This window comes from Kitasatospora sp. GAS204B, assembly GCF_029892155.1.
Classification (GTDB): Bacteria; Actinomycetota; Actinomycetes; order Streptomycetales; family Streptomycetaceae; genus Kitasatospora.
The window spans coordinates 1-22,082 of the sequence record NZ_JARZAG010000053.1 but is presented as its reverse complement, the minus strand read 5'-3'; the positions used below and the strand labels follow the sequence as shown (position 1 = coordinate 22,082).

Below are 22,082 nucleotides of genomic sequence, written 5' to 3'. Positions count from 1 at the left end.
CGGCACCCGACACTCCAACCGTCCGGCTGGTCGCACCCACCAGAGCCAGCCCGACCAGCCGGAAAACGACCTAAATCACCGGTATTGGCCTTAGGGCCTGTCGTCAAACCCCCTTCGTCGCCCGCAGGGCGGATTGGCGGCGTCAGGTGCGTGCTCTTTGTCGGAGGGGCCCCGGCCCGCACCGCAATTCGCTTGCACCGCCGCGCTTCCGGCTGGCAGGGTGCCCGATCATGCCCACCTTCTCCGCGCATGACGGAACCGAGCTCAGCTACCGCGTGGTCGGTGACGGCCCCGCCGTCGTCTGCCTGCCCGGCGGACCGCAGGCCGCCGCCTACCTCGGCGAGCTCGGCGGCCTCTCCGCGCACCGGCAGCTGATCATGCTGGACCTCCGGGGCACCGGCGACTCGGCGATACCGCAGGACGCCGACTACTTCCGCTGCGACCAACTCGTCGACGACGTCGAGGCCCTGCGCGAGCACCTCGGCCTGGACCGGATGGACCTGCTCGCGCACTGCGCGGGCGCCAACCTGGCCGTGCAGTACGCGGCTCGCCACGCCGAGCGGGTCGGCCGGCTCGCCCTGATCACACCCAGCGTGTTCGCCGTGGGCCTGACGATCACCGGAGCCGACCGGCGCGAGACGGCGCTGTTGCGCCGGGACGAGCCGTGGTTCCCGGCAGCGTTCGCCGCTCTGGAGGCGCTCCTGGCGGGCCAGGCCACCGCCGACACCTGGCAGGCGATCGCACCGTTCTCCTACGGCCGTTGGGACCAGGCGGCGCAGGCCCACCAGGCGGCCGGGGAGGAGCAGACGAACACCCAGGCCATCGCCGCCTTCGGAGCCGACGGCGCGTTCGACCCCGACGGCACCCGCGCGGCGCTCGCCCGCTTCGCCCCGCCGGTCCTGCTGCTCGCCGGCGAGCTCGACCTGGCGGCGCCGCCGCGGGTGCTGGAGGAGTACCACGCGCTCTTCCCGAACGCCGAGTTCACCGTCCAGGCCGGCGCCGGGCACTTCCCGTGGCTCGACGACGCGAAGTGGTTCGCGGCGACCACGGCGGCGTTCCTGGGCTGACCAGGCGCGGTCCCCACCGGCTGGGCTCAGCGGCTCAGGGGTTCAGAGGCCGTGGCGTCGGTCGCCTGCCACCAGGTCCGCGACCCGCGCCTCGGTCTCGTGCGAGAACGCCTCGTGGTGCGCGGCCACCGCCCGCCGGGTCTCCTCGGCGATCAGGTCGGCGTTGATCTGGGCGGCCGCGGCGGCCCCGGCCGACGCGGCGCTGCCGACCTGCGCGGCCGGGTCGGTGACGTTGCCCGCCACCCACACCCCGGGCGCCTCGGTCCGGCCGGTGGCGTCGCAGGGGAGGAACTCGCCCATTCCCGAGGGGTGTTCGGCCGGCCGCAGTCCGAGCGGGTCCAGGAAGCCGACGCGCAGCGCCAGGCGCGGCGCGACCGCCAGCACCGCGCGGTCCACCACCCGACCGTCGCTCAGCCGCACGCCGACCAGGCGGTCCTCGGCGATCTCCAGGGCCGACACCTCGCCGTCCACCACGCGGATGCCGCGAGCGGCCAGCTGCTCCGCCTGCTCCTCGGTCGGCGGCGGCATGCGGTGGGAGAAGAGCGTGATGTCGGCGCTCCACTGGCGGAACAGCAGCGCCTGGTGCACCGCCATCGGTCCGCTGCCCAGCACGCCGATGGCCTGGTCGCGGACCTCCCAGCCGTGGCAGTACGGGCAGTGCACCACGTCGCGGCCCCAGCGCGCCGCCAGCCCTGACACCTGCGGCAGCTCGTCGACCAGCCCCGTGGTCACCAGCAGCCGGCGGGCCAGGACCTGGCGACCGTCGGACAGCGTCACCGCGAACCCGGACTGCCCGCTGTCCTCCCGGTCCACGGTGGCGACCTCGCCGGACACCACCTGGCCGCCGTAGCCGCGGACTTCGGCCCGGCCACGCTCCAGCAACTCGCCCGGCCGGATGCCGTCCCGGGCGAGCAGCCCGTGCACCGCCGCAGCCGGCGCGTTGCGCGGCGCGCCGGCGTCGATCACCACCACGGACCGTCGCGCCCGCGCCAGCATCAGCGCCCCGCTCAACCCGGCGGCGCCGCCGCCGACCACCACCACGTCATATCCGTCCCTCAGCTGATCGGTCACTCTGACCACCTCCACGACTACCGTGCGCGCCGGGCTGCGAGGATGGCAATCTTTGTTGCTGTTTCGGCAACACCAGGCCGCGGGCAGATCGAACGCCACCGACGGTGGGCTTGTACACGTCTGGGGCTGGACCCACCGGGATCTCGAAGGTCCAGCCTCGGGGCGTCGGGCCGCACCGGAACCGCGGTGCGGCCCGACGCGGTTGGTCGAGCGGCCGTCAGCCCGCCTTGCCGAACTGGTCGGAGATCGCGGCCAGCATGATCTCCCGTATCGCGGTGGCGAGTTGGGCCGGCGTTGGGGAGGTGAACAGGGTGCGGACCGGCAGGTCGACGCCCAGGGTCTGGCGGATCCGGCTGGTGACCCGGGTGGCGAGCAGCGAGTGGCCGCCGAGGTGGAAGAAGTCGTCGTGGATGCCGATGGTGTCGAGGCCCAGGATGTCGCTCCAGGCGGCGGTGATCGCCTTCTCGACGGGGTTGCGCGGAGCGGCGTAGGCGGCCACCTCGGGGCGCTGGTGGTCGGGGGCCGGGAGGGCCCGGCGGTCGGTCTTGCCGTTGGGGGTGAGCGGGAGCTGGTCGAGGGTGACGAAGGCGGCGGGGATCATGTAGCCGGGCAGCCGCGGTTCCAGGTGGGAGCGCAACTCGGAAGCAGCGGGCGGAAGTTCTCCGGTGGCGACGGTCAGGTAGGCGACCAGGCGCTTGTCACCCGGGGTGTCCTCGCGGACGATCACGGTGACGGCGGTGACCGCCGGGTGGCTGAGCAGGGTGGCCTCGATCTCGCCGAGCTCGATACGGAAGCCGCGCAGCTTGACCTGGTTGTCGATCCGGCCGAGGAACTCCAGCTGCCCGTCCGCCCGCCACTTCACCAGGTCGCCGCTGCGGTAGACCCGGTGGGTGCCGCCGTCCACCTCGAAGTCGATGAACTTCTCGGCGGTCAGCTCCGGTTGGCCGTAGTAGCCGACGGCCACCGCGACGCCGCCGATCAGCAGCTCACCGGGAACCCCCACCGGCACCGGGTGGTTGTCCCGATCCACCACGTAGACGCGGACGTTGGCCAGCGGGCGCCCGATCGGCGGGAGCGGGTCGCCGGGGGTCACCTCGACGGCGGTCACGATGACGGTGGTCTCGGTCGGGCCGTAGCCGTTGACCACCCGGAACGGCAGCTGCTTGCCCGGGGGCAGCCGGAGTTGGTCGCCGCCGGTGAGCAGGTAGTCCGGGCTGCCTGCCACGTCGTCCCAGGGCAGCGCGGCCAGTGACTCCAGCATCGGAGTGGAGAGGAAGGCGCCGCGGATCCCCTGCGCGACGATCCACTCCTGCAGCACCGGGGGTGCCAGCCGGACCGCCTCGGTCGGGATGCAGCAGGTGGCGCCGGAGGTGAGGGCCAGCCAGAACTCCCAGGCCCCGGCGTCGAAGGCGACCCCGCCGAGCAGGGCCATCGGCTCGCCGGCCCGGGGCGCGTAGTCCCGCTTCGTCCAGTGCACCAGGTTGACCAGGCTGCGGTGCCGGACCTGGACGCCCTTGGGGCGGCCGGTCGAACCGCTGGTGTAGATGGTGTACAGCAGGTCGTCCGCGCCGGAGCGGACCGGCGGGTTGTCGTCGGGCAACTCGGCAAGGCCGTCCCAGTCCCGGTCGGTCAGGAACCGCGGCACACCGGCCGGGAACCGCGCGGCGTGCCGGCTGTCGGTGATGACCAGCGGGGCGTGCGAGTCCTCGACCATGTAGCCGAGCCGCTCGGCCGGGAAGTCCGGGTCGAGCGGCAGGTAGCCGGCGCCGGACTTCAGCACACCGAGGATCGCGCAGACCAGGTCGGTACTGCGCTCCAGGCAGACGGCCACCACGGTGTTCGGCCGCACGGTGCCCAGCGCGCGCAGGTGGTGGGCCAACCGGTTGGCCTGCTCGTTCACCTGACGGTACGTCAACTCCTCGGTCTCGCTCCGGGCCGCGACGACCTCCGGGGTGCGCTCGGCCCACTCCTCGAAGAACCGGTGGATGGTGGTGCTGTCCGGGAAGTCGGCGGCGGTGTCGTTCCACTCCACCAGGACCTGCTGCCGTTCGGCTCCGGCCAGCAGCTCCAGCTCGGAGAGCCGGGCCTGCGGAGTGGCGGTGACGGCGGTCAGCAGGGTGCGGAAGTGGTCGATCAGCCGGGTCACCGTTGCGGGCTCGAAGAGGTCGGCGCGGTACTCCACCGAGCCGTGCAGCCCCCCGTCGGCCTCCTCGACGAGGGAGAGGGTCAGGTCGAACTTGGCCTGCTGCCCGGTGACCGGGATCGGCGTCACGGTGGTGCCGGGCAGCTGCCAGTCGGCGGCCTCCGAGGCGTTCCGCAGGACGAACATGGTCTGGAAGAGCGGGTTGCGGGACGGGTCCCGGTCCGGTGCGAGTTCCTCGACGAGCCGTTCGAAGGGGAGGTCCTGGTGGTCGTAGGCGCCGAGTGCGGTGTCTTTGACGCGGTGGAGGAGTTCGGTGAAGGTGGGGTCGCCGGTGAGGTCGGTGCGCATGACGAGGGTGTTGACGAAGAAGCCGATCATGGTTTCGAGTTCGGCTCGGTTGCGGCCGGCGATCGGGGTGCCGACCGCGATGTCCTGCTGGCGGCTGTACTTGGACAGGAGCAGCTGGAAGGTGCCGAGCAGCGTCATGAAGAGGCTGGCCCCGCTGTCGGTGGCGATGGCTCGCACCTGGTCCGCGAGGTCGGCGGGGATGCTGAAGAGGACGGTGCCGTCCTCGTCGGCGCCGCGCCGGGTGGGTCGCCGGTGGTCGGTGGGCAGCTCCAGCGGTTCGATGCCGGTCAACCGCTCGCGCCAGTAGTCCAGCTGACCCCGTAGCGCGTCGCCGGTCAGCCAGCCACGTTGCCAGAGCGCGAAGTCGGCGTACTGCACCGGGAGTTCGGTCAGCTCGGTGTCACCTTGGCCGAGAGCGGCGGCGTAGAGCTCGCGCAGCTCGCGGGCCAGGACGCCCTCCGACCAGCCGTCCGCGATGATGTGATGGAACGTCAGCTGGAGGAACTGGTCCTCGTCCGACAGCAGGACGAGGTCGATGCGGAGCAGGGGGCCGGTGGTGAGGTTGAGGGGGCGGCGGGCTTCGGTGAGGAGGAGGTGTTGGGCGTGGGTTTCGCGGGTGGTGGGGTGGGTGTGGTGGCGGAGGTCGTGGGTGGTGATGGTGGGTGGGGTGGGTGGGTTGATGTGTTGGGTGGGTTCGCCGTTGGGGTTGGTGGGGAAGTGGGTGCGGAGGATTTCGTGGCGGGTGGTGAGTGTGGTGAGGGCGTGTTGGAGGGCGGTGGGGTTGAGGGGGCCGGTGATGCGTAGGGCGAACGGGATGAGGTAGTCGGTGCTGTCGGGCTCGAGTTGGTCGAGGAACCAGAGGCGTTGCTGGGCGAAGGAGAGCGGCAACGGACGTCCGTCACGCGGTGCGAGGGTGATCACGGTCGCCTGGGTGGTGTCCAAGGTGCTGATGGCGGCCGCCAGTTGAGCGGGGGTCGGCGCGGCGAAGACGGTGCGCACGGGCAGGTCGACGCCGAGGGTCTGGCGGATCCGGCTGGTGACCTGGGTGGCGAGCAGCGAGTGGCCGCCGAGCTGGAAGAAGTTGTCGTGCACGCCGATGGTCTCGACCCCGAGGATCTCGCTCCAGATGGCGGTCACGGCGCGCTCGGTGGCGGTTCGGGGAGCGGTGTGGGTCGTGGCGGACTGCTGGACCTCGGGGGTGGGGAGGGCGCGGCGGTCGGTCTTGCCGTTGGGGGTGAGGGGGAGGTGGTCGAGGGTGATGAAGGTGGTGGGGATCATGTAGTCGGGCAGGTGCTGTGCGGCGTGGGCGCGTAGGTGGTCGGTGTTGAGGTCGTTGGGGGTGAGGTAGGCGACCAGGCGCCTGTCGCCGGGGGTGTCTTCGCGTAGGAGGACGGTGGCGGTGGTGACCGTCGGGTGGGTGAGGAGGGTGGCTTCGATTTCGCCGAGTTCGATGCGGTAGCCGCGGAGTTTGACCTGGTTGTCGATTCGGCCGAGGAACTCCAACTGTCCGTCGCCGCGCCATTTGACGAGGTCGCCGGTGCGGTAGGCGCGTCCGTAGGGGGTGTGGGTGAATTTCTCGTCGGTGAGGTCGGGTCGGCCCAGGTACCCGCGGGCGAGGCCGGTGCCGGTGATGAGGAGTTCGCCGGGGATGCCGATGGGGACGGGGTGGCCGTCGGGGTCGACGACGTACAGGGCGGTGTTGTCGATCGGGCGGCCGATGGGGGGGAGGGGGTCGCCGAGGGTGATTTCGGTGGAGGTGACCAGGACGGTGGCTTCGGTGGGGCCGTAGTTGTTGTGGATGCGGAAGGGGAGGTGGGTGTCGGCGGGGAGGCGGAGTTGGTCGCCGCCGGTGAGGACGTATTCGAGGCTAGTGGTGGAGTCCCAGGGGAGGGTGGCGAGGGCTTCGAGCATCGGTGTGGAGAGGAAGGTGCCACGGATCCGCTGGTCGGTGAGCCACTGTTGGAGGAGTGTGGGGGTGAGGCGGGTGTTGTCGGTGGGGGTGTGGCAGGTGGCGCCGGCGGTGAGGGCGGGCCAGAGTTCCCAGGCGGCGGCGTCGAAGGCGACGCCGGCGAGCAGGGCGACGGGGTCGCCGGGGTGGGTGTCGAAGGTGGTGTTGGTCCAGTGGATGAGGTTGACCACGCTGTGGTGTTCGACCTGGACGCCTTTGGGCTTGCCGGTGGAGCCGGAGGTGTAGATGACGTAGGCGAGGTCGGTTGGGGTGGCGGTGGGGGTCGGGTTGTCCGCGCGGCCGGTGGGCCAGTTCTGATCGACGAGTAGGTGTGGGACGTGGTCCGGGAGGCGGTTGGTGTGGCGGGTGTGGGTGATGATCAGTGGGGTGCTGGAGTCCTTGACCAGGTAGGCGAGCCGGTCCGCCGGGTACTCGGGGTCCATCGGCACGTATGCAGCACCGGACTTGAGGATGCCAAGCAGTGCGCAGACCAGTTCCGGACCGCGCTCCAGGCAGACCGTCACCAGGCTGCCCGACCCGACGCCCCGGGCGCGCAGATGGTGTGCCAACTGGTTGGCCTGCTTGTCAAGTTGACGATACGTCAAGTTGCCTATCGCCGGGATCTCCGGGTGCGAGGTCGCCCGTGCCTCGATCAGTTGATGGACCGTCAGGTCCTGCGGAAAGGGCGCGGCGGTGTCGTTCCACTCCACCAGCAGCTGCTCCCGCTCGGCGGCGGTGAGCAGCTCCAGTTCGGACAGCCGGGCCGCCGGCTGCTGCGCGACCGCCGCCAGCAGCGTCCGAAAGTGTCCGGCCAGGCGGGTCACCGTCGCCGGCGAGAAGAGGTCGGCGCGGTACTCCACCACCGCCTGTGACCCGGTGACGCTCAGGCCCAGCTCGCCGGTTGCGCGCAAGCCGAAGGCCGGCAGCCGAAGTGCGTCGAAGTCAGCGCCGAACTGACGCTCGGAGAAAGGATGTTGAGCAGCCGCGCCAGCGTTCGCCGCAACCCGCTCGAGCAACTGCGCGAAGGTCGGGTCACCGGACAGATCGGTGCGGACGATCACCACCTCCCCGTCCCCGTCCCCCTCTCCGGCCCGGTCCGTAGGCATCCGTACGGCGATGTCCTGCTGCCGGCTGTACTTCGCCAGCAGCACCTGAAACGCCGTCAGCAAGGCGTGCTGACTGGTGAGTTCGGTAGGAAGTCCGCCCGGCAGCTCGAAGGCGACGCCGTCGCGGTCGCCGCCGCACCCGGACCCGGACGCCGTCGCGGACCGGCGACGGTCGGTGGGCAGCTCCAGCGGCTCCAGGCCGGCCAAGGTCCGCTGCCGGTCATCCATCTGGTGGTCAGTCACCGTTCCACTCCCAACACGTCGTCCATAGCACGCTCGTCGCGGAGAGATGTCCGCGATGACGACGCTAGGGCCGGCCCGGACGGCGACCCAGTGGTCGGAAGTGCCGCCCAGGCGGGCGGTCACAAGTACCCAGTGCCACCGGAGCGGCGCGCTGGCCACGATGAGTCCGTCGCCCGTCGGAGACCGCCACGAGCGCGTCGACGCCGGCGGCGCCAGCCACGGGGGTACTGGGCCCGGTCGATCCGATCGCGGCCTTCCACACGGTGAAGAGAGAGGTAGGTCGGCTGTGGCACTGCGGCAGCAGTCCCCGAACAACGCGTTCGCACCCGGTCTCGGCACGCGCAACGTCGTCCTCAGTACCATCCCCTCCGATTCGCACACCTGGAACCTGCTCTACCTGCAGCTGCTGCTGGAGGAACACGGCTGCGCGGTCACCAACCTCGGTGCCTGCGTGCCGGTGGCGACCCTGGTCGGCGAGTCGGCGCAGGTCCGGCCCGACCTGATCGTGATCAGCACCGTCAACGGGCACGGCCTGCACGAAGGCCTGGGCCTGGCCCGCGCGGTCCGGGCCAGCGAGGAGTTGCGGCAGGTGCCGCTGGTGATCGGCGGCAAGCTCGACACCGCGGGATCGCGGACCGACGCGGACTTCCTGCCGCTGCTGGAGGCCGGCTTCGACGCCGTCCTGGTCGGCGAGACGGCGGTGCCGGAGCTGCTGGCGTTGCTGGAGCGGCTGGCGTTGCTGGAGCGGCTGCCCGAGCCGGTCGCCCGCCCGCTCACACCGCCGGCCGGCGGCCTGGACCGGAGGGCCTACGCCGATGCGATCCGTTGAGCCCTATCGCACCCTCGATGCCGTCACGGGCAGCGGAGCCGCGCGCGACCACGGCCCCGGTGCCACCTTCCACGCGGTGCTGGACGCCGCGCGCCGGCGCGGCGCGCTGGTCGTGCAGCCCCGGATGGGTTTCAGCGACCCGGCCCGGATGCGGGCGGGCCTGAGCGCCACCAAGGCCGCGAACGCCACCACGGTCGGCACCCTGACGCTGGACAGCTTCACCCGGGTCGGCGACTTCGCCACCGCCGAGCGAGCCCTGCGCGAGCGCCGGCCGCTGAACGGCTACCCGATCGTCAACTTCCCCACCGCGACCACCGAGGCGATGCTGGCGGGCATCCGGGACCGGGACTTTCCGGTCCAGGTCCGCCATGGTTCGTCGCTGCCGGGCCGGATCTTCGACGCCCTGATCGAGGCCGGACTGGACGCCACCGAAGGCGGCCCGATCTCCTACTGCCTGCCCTACAGCCGCACCCCGATCCGGCAGTCCGTGCAGGCCTGGGAAGAGGCCTGCCACAAGCTCGCCGCGCTGCGCGAACGCGGCGTCGAGCCGCACTTGGAGAGCTTCGGCGGTTGCATGCTGGGCCAGCTCTGCCCGCCGTCCCTGTTGATCGCCATCACCGTGCTGGAAGGCCTCTTCTTCCGCCGGCACGGCATCCACAGCATCTCGCTGAGCTACGCCCAGCAGACCGACGCCGTCCAGGACCAGGAGGCGGTGCTCGCGCTGCACGAGATCGCGGCGGAGCTGCTGGGCGACACCAGCTGGCACGTGGTCATCTACGCCTACATGGGCCTGTATCCGAGCACCGAGCGGGGCGCGCTGAGCCTGGTGGCCGACGCGGCCCGGCTGGCGGTGCGCACCGGCTCCACCCGGCTGATCGTCAAGACCGCCGCCGAGGCGCAGCGGATCCCGTCGATCGCGGAGAACGTCACCGCGCTCGAAACCGCCGCCAGGGCCGGCGCGGCCACCGAGCGCCTGCCGGCCGCTCCCGTCTCGACCGGGATCAAGGAGGAGGCGCGGGCACTGATCGACGCGGTGCTCGGGCTGAACGAGGACATCGGCAAGGCGCTGGTGCGGGCCTTCGCCCAGGGGTACCTGGACGTCCCGTACTGCCTGCACCCGGACAACGCCGGCCGGGCGCGGAGCGTGATCACCGAGCAGGGGCGCCTGGAGTGGAGCCGTACCGGCTCGCTGCCGATCGGCCACCTGACGCCCGCGCACCGCTCGGCGCAGCTCACCTCGACCCGCCTGCTGCACGCCCTGAGCTATGTGCGGTCCCGCTACGACACCGCCGACACCGCCGACACCGCCGACCCGGCCGACCTGCGCCAGACCGCCTGAGATCGAACAACCAGCGCCCAGTACCCAGGAACCAGTACCCAGAGGAATCCCACGATGACCACACAGATCGACCGCCCGCTCAGCACCGCCATGCCCGTCCCCGATGCCGACATCCTCCCGCTGCCGCGCCTGCACCTGGCCGACCCGCGTACCCGGGCGACGCTGCGGATCCAGCAGGCGCTGCTGGCCGGCGCCCGTGAACACCTGCGGGCCGGTGGTTCGGTGGAGATGGCGCACCCGATCATCGGCCCGGTGACCGATCCCGGTTCGCGCGGCGCCAAGCAGGCCGACATCGATTTCTACGGCCACCACTACAAGCTGATGACCAGTGCGATCCTGTACAAGCAGGCCTCGCTGCTCACCTTCGACCGGATCTTCCTGGTCGCGCCCAACGTCCGCCTGGAGCCGATCGAGACCAGTTCCACCCGCCGTCACCTGGCCGAGTTCCGGCAGATCGACGTCGAGGTGGCCAGGGCCACCCGGGACGAGGCGATGGACCTGGTCGAGGGGGTGATCCGGCACGCGGTGACCAAGGTGCTGGCCGAGTGCGCCGAGGAGCTCGCGGCGCTGGAGCGCGACACCGCCGCGCTGCAGGCCTTCGTGGCCGCGCCGTTCGCCCGGATCCCGCACGGCGAGGTGGTCGAGCGGCTGCGCGCCAAGGGCTACCCGCAGGCCGCCGGCACCGAGATCGAGTGGCAGGCCGAGGAGCTGATCTCCCGGGACGCCGCGGCGCCGTTCTTCGTGGTCGGCTACCCCAAGGGCTCGCGCGGCTTCTACGACAAGGAGAGCACGGAGGATCCGGGCACCCTGCTCAACTTCGACCTGATCGCTCCGGAAGGCTGCGGCGAGCTGTGCAGCGGCAGCGAGCGGGAGTTCGAGTACGCGAAGATCATCACGCGGATGCGGGAGACCGGCGAGAACCCGGCCAAGTACGCCTGGTACCTGGACGTGGTCCGCAACGGCATCCCGAACAGCGCCGGTTTCGGCATCGGCGTCGAGCGGCTGACCCGCTGGGTCGCCGGACTGGACTCGGTCTGGCAGGCCACCGCCTTCCCGAAGCTCGCGGGGGTGGTCTCGCCGTGACCGCCAGCACCGTCAACGCCATGAACACCGTGAACGCCGCTAACGCCCTCACCGCACCCGGCTTCCCCGAGACCGAGGTCCGGCGTCGGGCCCGGGACGGCGCTGCCGCCGTCTTCCCCCCGCTGGCCGACTACGGCAGCGCCGTCTACGGTGCCGGCCCGCACCGCCCCCCGGCCACCGGCTCTGCCGACGCGATCGACGCCATCGACGCCATCGACGCGCTGCGCCTGGCCCCGCCGCTCTTCATGCCGGGCCGGCTCGCCAAGCTGATCGACCTGGGTCGCGAACCGCTCTACTCCGACGTCCGGTTGGCCGCCTCCTTCGGCGGGCTCGACTCCCCGCTGCCGGTGTACGTCTCGGCGCTCGGCTCGACCCGGGCGGCCAACACCAGCCTGGGCATCAGCCGGCAGGCCGGGCGGCTCGGCATCCCGATGATCATCGGCGAGAACGTCGCCCCGATGAACGGCTTCCGGACCAGCGGCGACGAGCACCGCAAGGGCCTGCTGGAGCGGATCCACGCGTACCTGGAGGAACTCCCTGACACCGTAGGAGGAATCTGTGTCCAGCAGAGCACCGAGGACGCCAACTCCGAGGTGTGGAACCAGGTCTACAGCGATCCGGCGGTCGGCGAGCTGCTCGCGACCGGACGCCTGGCCTTCGAGCTGAAGGTCGGTCAGGGCGCCAAGCCCGGCCTCGGCGGGCTCACCATGATCAGCGAGGCGGCGGTCGCCGGTCTGGACGACCAGTACGCCATCGAGCGCCTGGTCGCCGACGGGCCGGTGCTGCGCTGCTCCTCGCCCGGCACGTTCACCGAGGAGATCTTCCGGCAGCAGATCCACTTGATGCGCAACAACTACCCGCGGGCCCGCTGCTGGGTCAAGCTCTTCCCCGGCCGCGACGTCGGGCGGGCCGCCGAGGTCGCCTGGCAGGCCGGCGCCGACGCGGTCACCGTGGACGGCGCGGAGGGCGGCACCGGCTGGGCACCGACCGCGTTCTTGGATCACGTCGGCCTGCCGCTCGCCGAGTGCCTGCGCCGGATCGACACCGGGCGGGGCACCCTGCTGGCCAGCGGCCGGGTCTGGCACGGCCCGCGCGCGGTCAAGCTGCTCGCGCTCGGCGCCTCGGGCGTGGGCCTGGGCCGGGCGGCGCTGGTCGCGGTCGACGAGGATTCCGAACACGGGCTCGAACGACTGCTTCAGGCACTGGAGTTGGAGATGAAGTTGCTGATCAGCGCGCTGGGCAAGTACGCCACCGCGGAGCTCGGCCACGAGGATCTGTGGGAGGCCTCATCATGATCTACCGGCACGGCTACGAGATGGTCACCGACGACATCTTCCTCCAACTGCCCGAACTGGTGGCGGGATCGGATGTCTTCCTCAAGCTGGAGGGGCTCAATCCGGCCGGCTCGGTCAAGCTCAAGACCGCGCTCAGCCTGATCGAGGACGCCGAGCACCGCGGCCTGCTCGCGCCCGGCACCCCGATCATCGAGTCCTCCTCGGGCAACCTCGGCATCGCGCTCAGCTCGATCTGCGCGACCAAGAGCTACCCCTTCACCTGCGTGGTCGACCCGAACACCTCCACCACCAGCGCCGACCACATGCGGGCGCTGGGCACCGAGGTCGTGGTGGTCGACAGCCTGGATGCCAACGGCGGCTTTCTGGCCTCCCGGATCGCCTACATCCAGCAGCGCACCGCCGCCGACCCGCGGATGCTCTGGCTCAACCAGTACGCCAACCAGGCCAACCCGCGCGCCCATTACGAGCAGACCGGGCGCAGCATGCTCAAGGAGCTGCAGCAGATCGACTACCTGTTCGTCGGCGCCGGTTCGACCGGCACCTTCGTCGGCTGCGCCCAGTACCTGCGCGAGTACTCGCCCGAGACCCGGATCGTCGCGGTCGACGCGGTCGGCTCGGTGATCTTCGGCACCCGTCCCGGACAGCGGTTCCTGCCCGGCCTGGGCGCCAGCCGCCCGCCGGAGCTGTGCCGGCCCGAACTCGCCGACGAGGTGGTGCTGGTGGCCGAGCCGGAGGCGATCCGCGAGTGCCGCCGGCTGGCCCGTGACCACGGCCTGCTGACCGGCGGCTCCACCGGCTCGGTGCTCGCGGCCGTCCGCCACTACGCGGCGGGCTTCCCGGCCGGCAGCCGGATCGCCGCGATCTCGCCCGATCTCGGCGAGCGCTACCTGCGCACCGTGTACAACGACGCCTGGGTGGCGGAGCGGTACGGACTTCTCTCGTTCTGACTTCTCTCGTTCTTACTTCTCTCGTTCTGACTGATCGTCAAAGACAATTGAGAGGAAGCATCATGACCTCCTTCCACGTGGTCGACGGCACCCTCACCCAGGAGGTGATCGCCGCCGCCCCGGCGAAGATCCTGGAGCTGGTCCGGGACACCTACCTGGCGCACAGCCTGGGCCGGACGGTGAACCCCAACAGCTACTTCCTGCGGTTCCCGGACAAGCCCAGCTGCCGGATCATCGCGCTGCCCGCCCACCTCGGCGGCGAGCAGCCGGTCTCCGGGCTCAAGTGGATCGCCAGCTACCCGCCCAACGTCGAGCAGAACCTGCAGCGCGCCTCGGCCGTGCTGATCCTCAACGACGCCGAGACCGGCTACCCCTTCGCCTGCCTGGAGGCCTCGCAGATCAGCGCCGCCCGCACCGCCGCCTCCGCCGCGCTGGCGGTGGAGACGCTGCAGCCGGGCGAGCGCCCGCGTACCGTGCTCTTCGTCGGAGCCGGGGTGATCGGGCGCACGGTCTCCAACTTCCTGGCGGCGCGGGGCCTGGCGGTCGGCGACTGCCTGGTCCACGACCACGTGGACGCCTACGCCGACACCTTCGCCTCCTACCTGCGCGAGACCCACGGCTGGACCTCCGCGCAGCGGGCCGACGACATCGACTCCGCGCTCGCCATGGCCGACCTGGTCATCCTCGCCACCACCGCCCCCGCCCCCTGGCTCAGCGACGAGCAGACGCTGCGCCCCGACCAGCTGATCCTCAACCTCTCGCTGCGCGACATCCACCCCACCGTGATGATCAAGTGCCACAACATCCTGGACGACGTGGACCACTGCCTGACCGCGCAGACCTCCCCACACCTCACCGAACTCGAGTACGGCACCCGCGACTTCATCACCGGCACGCTGGCGGACGTGCTGCGCGGCGAGGTGACGCTCCACCAGGACCGCACCACTATCTTCTCCCCGTTCGGACTGGGCGTGCTGGACCTGGCCGTGGGCGCGCACATCTACCGGACGGCCCTGGAACAGGGGCGGGCCACCGAGATCCCCGGCTTCTTCCCGGAGCTGTCGCGGTGGTGAGCGCCCGGGGCACGCGGCTGGCGTCGCACGAGCGGGCCACCACGGTGCCCGCGCCGGCCGTGCTGCCGGACGGCCTCCGACCACCGGACGGGTGATGCCCGGGGGAGCAGCGGCGGGGCGCGGCGGGCGCGGGGGGCGGACGTGTGACCTTCCTACCGTCAGGACCTTTCTGCCCGCCGCCCTCGCCTCTCCTGGAGCGTCCAGCCGTGAGACGTGTCGGTACCCTGCTTCTCTCCCTGGCCTGCTCGCTCGCCGGCGCCGCCGCGTTCGCCACGCCCGCCCAGGCGTTGGACAACGGCGTCTACGTGATCCGCGACCTCGCCACGGGCAGCTGCCTCACCCCTGGCACCCGCAACACCGCGATTGGCGGGGTGCCCGCCGTCCTCGGTGCCTGCACCCGGTGGCGGGTCGAGAACGAGCGCCCGGGCCAGGCCACCCTCGTCGACCTCACCAGCTCCGGACGCGACCAGAGGTGCCTCGACCGCGACGTGCCGAACAAGCTGATCGTCTACCCGTGCATCTTCCCGCAGCAGTGGCTCGTGCCGACGGACGCCGCTGCACCCACCAAGCTGCGCAACGTCGAGACCGGCCTGTGCGCCACCATCGTCCCCGGCAGCAGCGGCACCCTCCAGCCTTGCGACACGGCGACCACCTGGCGCTTCGAGCCCGTCCCGCCGGGCGGCGAGCCGTGCCCGCCCGACGAGTCGGCGACGGAACGCGGCTGACCGTCCGGCTCGGAGGTCGGTGCGCTCGCCGAGCGCGGTCGGTATCTCCCGAAGCTCATCGACCTCGAAGCTCGCCTGGCTCGGCCAGTTCGAGGGCGCGGAGCGCGAGCCACAGGTCGTGGACAGCGCTGGGGGACTGCAGCAGCGAGCGTTTGAGCAGTGCTTCGGTCCGTGTCAGTCGCTTGCGCACGGCGGATTCCGAGATGGCCAGTGCGTCCGCGGTGGGGCCGATGTGTGCGTCGAGGCGCAGCCAGGTGGTGAGGGTTTCCGCGATGGGTGCCGGCACGTCGGGCGCGGTCACAGGACGGAACTGCTGTTGGGCCCACGCCCCTGTCCGGGGCAGCAGTAAGAGCTCGTCCAGGGTGGGCGATGCCTGCTCCGCGCCTGAGGCGTCGTGCTTTCGCGGGGGCGGGATCCTGGTGGTGGTCGTCCGCAGAGCGAGTGCCAGCGCTGATTGGTCGGCGAGCCGATGCAGGTTCAGGCCGAGCAGTTCTTGGATGTGGGTCAGGCGCGCGCTCAGGGTGTTGCGGTGGATCTTCAGGTGGGCTGTCGTGCTGGAGTGGAAGTTGAGCCATGAGGCGGCGGTCGCCAGAAGTTCTGTGCTGTCGGGGTCCTGGGGCCGCCTGGGGCGGTGGGCGCGGATCGGCGCGAGGAAGGTCTCGGCCCAGGTCGCCGCGGCGGGCCCGATGGTCAGCGTCAGGTCGGGGTTGGCCGTGAACGAAGCGTGCCGTTCTGAGGAGCTACGTGCGGTGGCGAGGGCGTGGAACGCCTGAGCGTAGCCGGTTGCGGTCTCCCGCAGGGGCACCGCGTTGCTCTCTCCGATCCAGCAGGCGGCCGCCAGCTCAGCCGGCCACACCCGGGTCGGGGCACCGTCGCCAGGCGCGAGCATGAAGTGGTGATCGGAGTACACCGGGCACGGCACGATCCATGCGCCTTCGGCCACGTTGGCCAGTTCCCTGGCCAGCCGGCCACGAACTTCCGGCGGCCCCTCGATGACGTACACCCGTACCACCGCAGGCAGAGCCGGGCGCAGCGCCCCCGCGACCTGGCGCGCGGCGGAGGTATGACCGTTCAGCAGCAAGTGGAGGACTGCTTCCCGAGTCCCGGCGTCGGCGATCCTCAGCCGACGCTGTTGGCGCCGGGTGTCTTCCGCCAGCCAACTCAGGCTCAGCACGGAGGTGGCATCGGCGAGCAGGAGGGGCAGCTCAGGCGGGGTCGGCCGGGGCACCACGGCGGCGAGGAGAGGTGCGGAGGCGCCCCGTGATCCGTCGAGGGGAAGGACGATGCACGTAAGCCCGTCCTGGTCGATGGCAACCGAACCCAGCCGCCGCTCAGCCAACTCTCTTGCACCGCGCAGCGCGAGACCACGCCGGGCGTCGCCCAGGGGAGCCTGGGGCGGGTGGGCCAGAGTGCCAGCAGAGTTCATCAGAAACACGTCAGCGCCGATGCGGCAAGCCAGCCAGCGAAGCACCAGCGGGGTGCCGCCCTTTCGGGCAGCACGCTGCATGTCCAGCAAATCGTCGGCCCGTCGAATCCGCCCGACAGACGCCACGTCCGCACGCAGATCACCCTGCATCTCGCCCCCGAGAGACATTCGCAGATTGGTGCGGTCACAGAATAGGCAGCGGGCTGGTAGGAGCACAACAGAACTCACAGTGCAGTCCGGCACCGGAACCCCCGCTTCACCGTGCAACTTGGCACTTCACACGATGCGTCGCCGGTCCTAGGTTGGTGAGCGGCTGAGGGGGAGCCGCACACGCCGCCCCGCCAGCTGCACGCGACCTTGAACTACATCTACTTCACCGGTTGGGGCGGTTGAAACAGCCCCGCTGCCCCATGACGGGCGGCCGGGCCGCTGCTCCCCGAATCCTCTGGGGGATGCTCAGAACGGGAACCGGGAACCACGCTGGGGGGGAAAGCGCATGCCTGACGTGACCGGCGGCGGCACCAAGAACACCGAAACCGCGACGAACACCGAGCCCGCGGCGGAGCGGGCTGAGGAGCAGAGCATCGTCGAGGAACCACAGGCGGCCGAAGCCGAGCCGTCGAGCGAGTGACCTGACAGCACAAGGGAGAGAGGGAAGGTATGCCTGGTTGGGGGGGTGGCCGCGCCGACAAGGGCGACGCCAGCACGGACACAGCCGAGGAGACCACCGCGGCGACGGAGGCGGCGGACACGACCGCCGAGGACACATCGGCGGCGGAGAGCGAAGCCGAACCGACGTCGCCGACCAGCGAGTGAACCGAGCAGCGCGAGGGAGGGCGAGCGGATGCCTGGTGCGCTGCGATGCGGTTGCAGTACCAAGCAGTCAGAGCAACCTGCTGCCCTCCCGAGACGCGGCAGGCAACCGCGGGATCAGCGGAGCTTCGACCGCCCGCCCCCCGGCGACTTCGCCCCGCGGCGGGTGCGGGTCGGGCGGGAGGGGCGGACGTCCGGTCGGGGTGCGCCCTGCTCGACGGCCGGGTCCGCTGCTCGCTGCCGGGCGGCCAGCAGCGCGATGGCGACGGCCGACGGGGGCTCGCTGACCCCGCGTTCACGCATCACGCTCAGATGCTCGGTGCACCACAGTGGGCTGGCCGGACTGCCGTCTCCGTAGGTGAGACCCTCTGGCGGCAGGTAGTTGATCCCGCACTCGGTGCACTGGAAGACAAGTCGCATCTCAGTTCACATGGCCTTTCCCGCCGCAGTGGTCGCAGGGTGAGAGGTAGCTCTCCGTCCTGGGCTGCTGCCGCCCGTCAGGGCAGGTCTCGACGGTGTACCGGACCTTCTCGGTCACCCCGGTGCCCGCGCAGCGTGGACAGGTCTGCTGATTCATGGCCCTTGACGTTACCGCTGGTCTACCGGGGTCAGGCGGTTTTTCACACGGACGGGTGACCCGCGCCGGCCCCGGGCCGGGCCCGCGCGCAGTGGCGTAAGGCATCGGTGAGCCGGCGGTGAGCGCGGGGCGTCAGGGTGGGCTCAGCGGCGCACGGGGGAGCCTGACGGCTTCTAGCTGCCGCCAATTCGACTACGAGGGAGATACCTTGAAGCTTCGCCTCGCCGCCGCGTCCGGAGCCGTCGTGCTCGCCGCGGCCGCCGGACTCGCCACCGCCGGGTCCGCCTCGGCCTCCACCTCCGTCGGGGGCTGTCGCGCCCCCCTGCCGGCGGACGGTCTCTCGATCCAGACCTGCGTCGGCGGGAACGGTGGGAACGGCGTCCAGTCCGGCGCCTTCACGTCGGGCTCCAACAACACCGACATCACCCTCTGCGCGGAGGTCGTGGACAGCAACCAGAACGTGGTCAACGGCAGCCGCAACTGCGCGGTCGTCTGGGGCCCCAACGGGGCGGTCTACTCCAACTGGGTGTCCGTGGGCACCGGAACGTACTACGGCGTCTCGTACTTCACCAGCCCCACCTACTGGTACGGCGGCGAGAGCCCGTGGGTGTACGTCGTCGGCTGACACGGAAGCACCGGTGGGTGACCAGGGGACGAACCCCTGGTCACCCACCGTCGCACTGCCTGACCGTCAGATTCCGGTCAGGGGCCCGGGAGATCGAACGGGCATCGGCCGGGCCCCTTCTCCGTCGATCAGGACAGGGTCACGAGCCACAGCCCGTGCTGGCGGTGGTGCTGGTGCAGCCCTCACAGCTGAGGACGACCAGCTTGTTGGGCTCCTCGAGCATCTGCAGAGCGAGAACCTCGGACATCGGAGACTTCCCTTCTGTTATCGGTCCCTGTGCGCAGGACCGGTTGCGTGTGCCCCGGCCGACCGGGGACATCTGGGGGGAGCGGCTGTGACAGTCGCTCGGCCAGTTCGAATGCTCAGCGCGGAGCAGCGGACCGGACCAGGTCGTCGAGTGTGAAGAAGGCATCAACCGGGCCGTCGAGCAGCCGGGTCAGCCCGAGCAGGACGCCGGCCGAACCGCTCCACAGGTCGGCGCTGAGCCGGAACGTGTGCTCGCCGGAGAACCGCACGCCGGTGGGGTGGGTGACCGCGTGGCAGTACAGCCGGCTGCCGGCGGCCAAGGCGGTCTCGCGGTCGGCCGGTGAGCCGGTCCAGGTCGCGTGGTCCGCGAGCGCGAGCACCAGCCCGGCGCGCCCCTCGTACAGGCCGCTGTAGGCGGTGGTCGGGACGGAGCCGGGCGTCAGGCACCTCTCGATGAGCGTGGCCAACTCGGTGCTGGTCCACTCGGCACCGGCCGACTCGTCGAGGTGCGGCAGGTAGCGGTCGGCGACCAGGGCCAGGCCCGCCGAGCCCCGATGCAGGTAGGGGAACAACCGGTTGTCGGTGGTGGAGATCCGGAACGCCAGGCCGCCCCCGGGATACTCGACCGCGCGCCCGGCCTCCGTGCGCAGCAGGGCGAGGCCGCGCCGGATCGCCGTCGGGTCGCCGGTGAGGTGGTGCAGGTAGTAGTCGAGCAGCGCCACCCCGGGCCTGCCGTGCAGCAGGCCGGTGGCGTCGTCGGGACCGAGCAGGGGCGTCAGCTCCGGATCGTCCGGGATGGTCGCGCGCAATTGTGCCGCGCGGTCCAGGTGCCGCTCGTCCCGGTCATGGCGGTACAGCGCGAGGTGGGTCATGGCCACGCCGGCCACGCCTTCGCCAAGGGTGGCGCGCTGTCGCAGCAACGGAGGTCGATCTGTTCGAAGGCTGGATTCGATTCCTCTTTGGCCGATTTGGCGATGAGGTTTGACCGCGATCCGTCACCGCATTTTGCTTGCCGTGTCGCATGTTTCGCGGGTACGTGACTCGTGGACGACGGTCTTTTCGGAAAGCGCCCCTGGGTGACCAGGACAAAAACCCTGGTCACCCAGACAAGAGCTGACGACGGGTCAGATATTCCGCTCCAGTTTGTCGAGCGCCGAGGCCAGCGCCTCCAATTGCTCGGCGCCCTTCACCATCTGCAGGTGTCGCCCGGGCAGGTCCAGGATCTCCAGGCCGGCGGGGTAGCACCGCTGCCAGTGGGCGGTGTACTCGGCGGGGCCCACCTCGTCGGCGCTGCCCTCCGGGCCGGCGGTGCGGACCGACTCGCTGACGAAGAGGGTTCCGCGCGTGAAAGCGCGGCCGGGCTGGTAGGCGGCCAGCGAGCGGACCTCCGCCTCCAGCACCTCGTAGGGGAGCCACTCGTCCAGGGTGACGGCGTCCACCTCGATGTTCATCTGCGGCGCAAGCTGCTTGAGGGCGCGTTCGGTTGCGGCACGGTCGGCCCCGGTCTGCCGTTGGCCTTGCTGCCAGAGGGCGTTGACCTGCTGGTAGACCTCGGTGTAGCGCTCGAACCGCGCGCGCTGCTCCGGACCGGTGACGGCCGGTTCGAGCAGGAACGCCGCCATGACGTCATCCGGGCGCTGCACGCACAGCTCGTGCGCCACCACCGCTCCCGTCGACCAGCCGAGCAGCAGGCACGGCCCCTCCGGCTGGACCGAGCGGATCTCCGCCCAGTACCGGGCCGCCATCGCCTCGATGCCGATGATCGGCGCCTCGCCCGGGTTCAACCCGGCCGCCTGCACGCCGTAGACATCGAACGCGCCGGCCAGCCGGGCGGCCAGCTGCCGGTACGAGTGCGTGCTGCCGCCGCCGGGGTGGACGCAGAACAGGCGCGGGAGGCCCACCGCCTGGGCATCCGACAGGTGGACGATCAGCCCGGCGGGAGCGGCGGTAGCGGCCGTTCCGCTGGGCGACGGCTCGGTGAGCGCGGCCGCCAGCTCGGCGATCGTGGTGTGCCGCATGATCTGCTGCAGGCTGACTCGCCAACCGGCCTCGCTGATCCGGGAGGCGATCCGGACCGCGTTGATCGACTGCCCGCCGAGCTCGAAGAAGTTGTCGTGGATGCCGACTCGCTCGATGCCCAGCACCGCACTCCAGGCACCCGCGATCGCCTCTTCCACCGGGGTGCGGGGTGGGGTGTAGGTGGCGTCGAGGTCGGGGCGGTGGTGGTCGGGGGTGGGGAGGGCTTTCTGGTCGATTTTGCCGTTGGGGGTGAGGGGGAGGTGGGGGAGGGTGATGTAGGTGGTGGGGATCATGTAGTCGGGGAGGTGGTGTTGGAGGTGGGTGCGTAGTTCGGTGGTGGTGGGGGTGTTGGTGGAGACGAGGTAGGCGACGAGGCGCTTGTCGCCGGGGGTGTCCTGGCGCAGGACCACGGTGGTGGCGGTGATGGTGGGGTGGGTGAGGAGGTTGTTTTCGATTTCGCCGAGTTCGATGCGGTAGCCGCGGAGTTTGACCTGGTTGTCGATGCGGCCGATGAACTCCATGTGGCCGTCTTCGCGCCAGCGGACGAGGTCGCCGGTGCGGTAGACGCGTTCGGTGGCGCCGTTGAGGTCCAGGTCGACGAAGCGGGTGGTGGTGAGTTCGGGGCGGTTGTGGTAGCCGCGGGCGACGCAGATGCCGCCGAGGAGGCATTCGCCGGGGATGCCGATGGGGACGGGGTGGTTGTGGCGGTCGACGATGTAGGCCGTCGTGTTGGTGATCGCTGTCCCCACGGGGGTGGTTCCGGCGGTGGGGTCGATGGTGGTGCTGAGGCTCATGACGTTGGCGACGGAGCCTTCGGTGGCGCCGTATTCGTTGGCGATGACGGTGTGGCCGGTGCTGGTGGTGAGGATGCGGTTGGCGAGGGTGGGGGAGAGGTCTTCGCCGCCGGCGACGATGGTGGCGATGTTGTGGCGCTTGCCGCTGTGCTCCAGGTGGGTGGTGAGGAGTTCGAGGTGGGAGGGGGTGGCTTTGAGGAAGCTGATTTCGGTGCCGGTGAGGATGAGGTCGATGGCGGCGTCGAAGGCGCTCTGGTCGGCTGTGGGGACGGGGATGGCGAGTTGTTGGCCTTGGATGAGGGGGAGGAAGAGGGCGGTGATGGTGAGGTCGAAGGTGACGGAGGAGTAGAGGAGGGTGCCGATGC

General features: G+C 70.8%; 17 protein-coding genes. 11 read left to right on the top strand and 6 right to left on the bottom strand.

Translation table 11 applies throughout. The features are described 5' to 3' along the window. Positions 1 to 230 precede the first annotated feature (230 nt). Entirely contained in the window at positions 231 to 1,067 is an 837-nt protein-coding gene (locus P3T41_RS36245) for an alpha/beta hydrolase (RefSeq protein ID WP_280694920.1), read from the top strand. Positions 1,068 to 1,109: 42 nt separating this feature from the next. On the opposite strand, the gene P3T41_RS36240 is transcribed toward P3T41_RS36245, so the two are convergent. Then, a complete protein-coding gene (locus P3T41_RS36240) occupies positions 1,110 to 2,138 on the bottom strand; it encodes an NAD(P)/FAD-dependent oxidoreductase (protein ID WP_280694919.1) in 1,029 nt (342 codons plus the stop codon). Between the two features lie 217 nt (positions 2,139 to 2,355). After that, complete coding sequence (locus P3T41_RS36235; RefSeq protein ID WP_280694918.1) at positions 2,356 to 7,926, bottom strand: non-ribosomal peptide synthetase; 5,571 nt, start codon at positions 7,924 to 7,926, stop codon at positions 2,356 to 2,358. A gap of 286 nt (positions 7,927 to 8,212) precedes the next feature. Between P3T41_RS36235 and P3T41_RS36230 the strand changes: the two genes are divergently transcribed. From P3T41_RS36230 to P3T41_RS36200, 7 genes are all read left to right on the top strand, one after another. After that, the gene (locus P3T41_RS36230; protein ID WP_280694917.1) at positions 8,213 to 8,755 is read left to right on the top strand and encodes a cobalamin B12-binding domain-containing protein; all 543 of its coding nucleotides are present in this window, start codon (positions 8,213 to 8,215) and stop codon (positions 8,753 to 8,755) included. Further along, entirely contained in the window at positions 8,742 to 10,094 is a 1,353-nt protein-coding gene (locus tag P3T41_RS36225; RefSeq protein ID WP_280694916.1) for a methylaspartate mutase, read from the top strand. The genes P3T41_RS36230 and P3T41_RS36225 overlap by 14 nt, the downstream gene beginning before the upstream one ends. A 54-nt stretch (positions 10,095 to 10,148) precedes the next feature. Further along, positions 10,149 to 11,177 carry an asparagine synthetase A gene (locus P3T41_RS36220; protein WP_280694915.1) on the top strand — a complete coding sequence of 343 codons (1,029 nt, stop codon included), beginning with the start codon at positions 10,149 to 10,151 and terminating at the stop codon, positions 11,175 to 11,177. Positions 11,178 to 11,197: 20 nt separating this feature from the next. Then, entirely contained in the window at positions 11,198 to 12,472 is a 1,275-nt protein-coding gene (locus P3T41_RS36215) for a glutamate synthase-related protein (protein ID WP_280694921.1), read from the top strand. After that, a complete protein-coding gene (gene sbnA, locus P3T41_RS36210) occupies positions 12,469 to 13,419 on the top strand; it encodes a 2,3-diaminopropionate biosynthesis protein SbnA (RefSeq protein WP_280694914.1) in 951 nt (316 codons plus the stop codon). The genes P3T41_RS36215 and sbnA overlap by 4 nt, the downstream gene beginning before the upstream one ends. Positions 13,420 to 13,481: 62 nt before the next feature. Next, positions 13,482 to 14,492, top strand: coding sequence for a 2,3-diaminopropionate biosynthesis protein SbnB (gene sbnB, locus P3T41_RS36205; RefSeq protein WP_280694913.1), 1,011 nt, complete (start codon positions 13,482 to 13,484; stop codon positions 14,490 to 14,492). A 206-nt stretch (positions 14,493 to 14,698) separates the two neighbouring features. Then, a complete protein-coding gene (locus tag P3T41_RS36200; RefSeq protein ID WP_280694912.1) occupies positions 14,699 to 15,217 on the top strand; it encodes a hypothetical protein in 519 nt (172 codons plus the stop codon). 55 nt (positions 15,218 to 15,272) lie between these two features. Here the strand turns inward: P3T41_RS36200 and P3T41_RS36195 are convergent, their stop codons facing one another. Next, a complete protein-coding gene (locus P3T41_RS36195; protein WP_280694911.1) occupies positions 15,273 to 16,793 on the bottom strand; it encodes a helix-turn-helix domain-containing protein in 1,521 nt (506 codons plus the stop codon). A gap of 346 nt (positions 16,794 to 17,139) precedes the next feature. Here P3T41_RS36195 and P3T41_RS36190 point away from each other — a divergent pair, with 346 nt between their 5' ends. Both P3T41_RS36190 and P3T41_RS36185 read left to right on the top strand, forming a co-directional pair. Further along, positions 17,140 to 17,274, top strand: coding sequence for a hypothetical protein (locus P3T41_RS36190; RefSeq protein ID WP_280694910.1), 135 nt, complete (start codon positions 17,140 to 17,142; stop codon positions 17,272 to 17,274). Between the two features lie 29 nt (positions 17,275 to 17,303). Further along, positions 17,304 to 17,459, top strand: a complete 156-nt coding sequence (locus P3T41_RS36185; RefSeq protein WP_280694909.1) for a hypothetical protein — start codon at positions 17,304 to 17,306, stop codon at positions 17,457 to 17,459. 114 nt (positions 17,460 to 17,573) lie between these two features. Here the strand turns inward: P3T41_RS36185 and P3T41_RS36180 are convergent, their stop codons facing one another. Further along, the gene (locus tag P3T41_RS36180) at positions 17,574 to 17,876 is read right to left on the bottom strand and encodes a hypothetical protein (RefSeq protein ID WP_280694908.1); all 303 of its coding nucleotides are present in this window, start codon (positions 17,874 to 17,876) and stop codon (positions 17,574 to 17,576) included. Positions 17,877 to 18,241: 365 nt separating this feature from the next. On the opposite strand from P3T41_RS36180, the gene P3T41_RS36175 reads away from it, so the two are divergent. Then, positions 18,242 to 18,658 (top strand): hypothetical protein, encoded by a 417-nt coding sequence (locus P3T41_RS36175; protein WP_280694907.1) that lies wholly within the window; start codon positions 18,242 to 18,244, stop codon positions 18,656 to 18,658. A 362-nt stretch (positions 18,659 to 19,020) separates the two neighbouring features. Here the strand turns inward: P3T41_RS36175 and P3T41_RS36170 are convergent, their stop codons facing one another. Together P3T41_RS36170 and P3T41_RS36165 are read right to left on the bottom strand one after the other, a co-directional pair. Continuing rightward, on the bottom strand, positions 19,021 to 19,782 hold the full coding sequence (locus P3T41_RS36170; RefSeq protein ID WP_280694906.1) for a lanthionine synthetase C family protein: 762 nt from the start codon (positions 19,780 to 19,782) through the stop codon (positions 19,021 to 19,023). A 246-nt stretch (positions 19,783 to 20,028) separates the two neighbouring features. Next, on the bottom strand, positions 20,029 to 22,082 hold a 2,054-nt coding region (locus P3T41_RS36165; RefSeq protein WP_280694905.1), incomplete at its 5' end, for an alpha/beta fold hydrolase.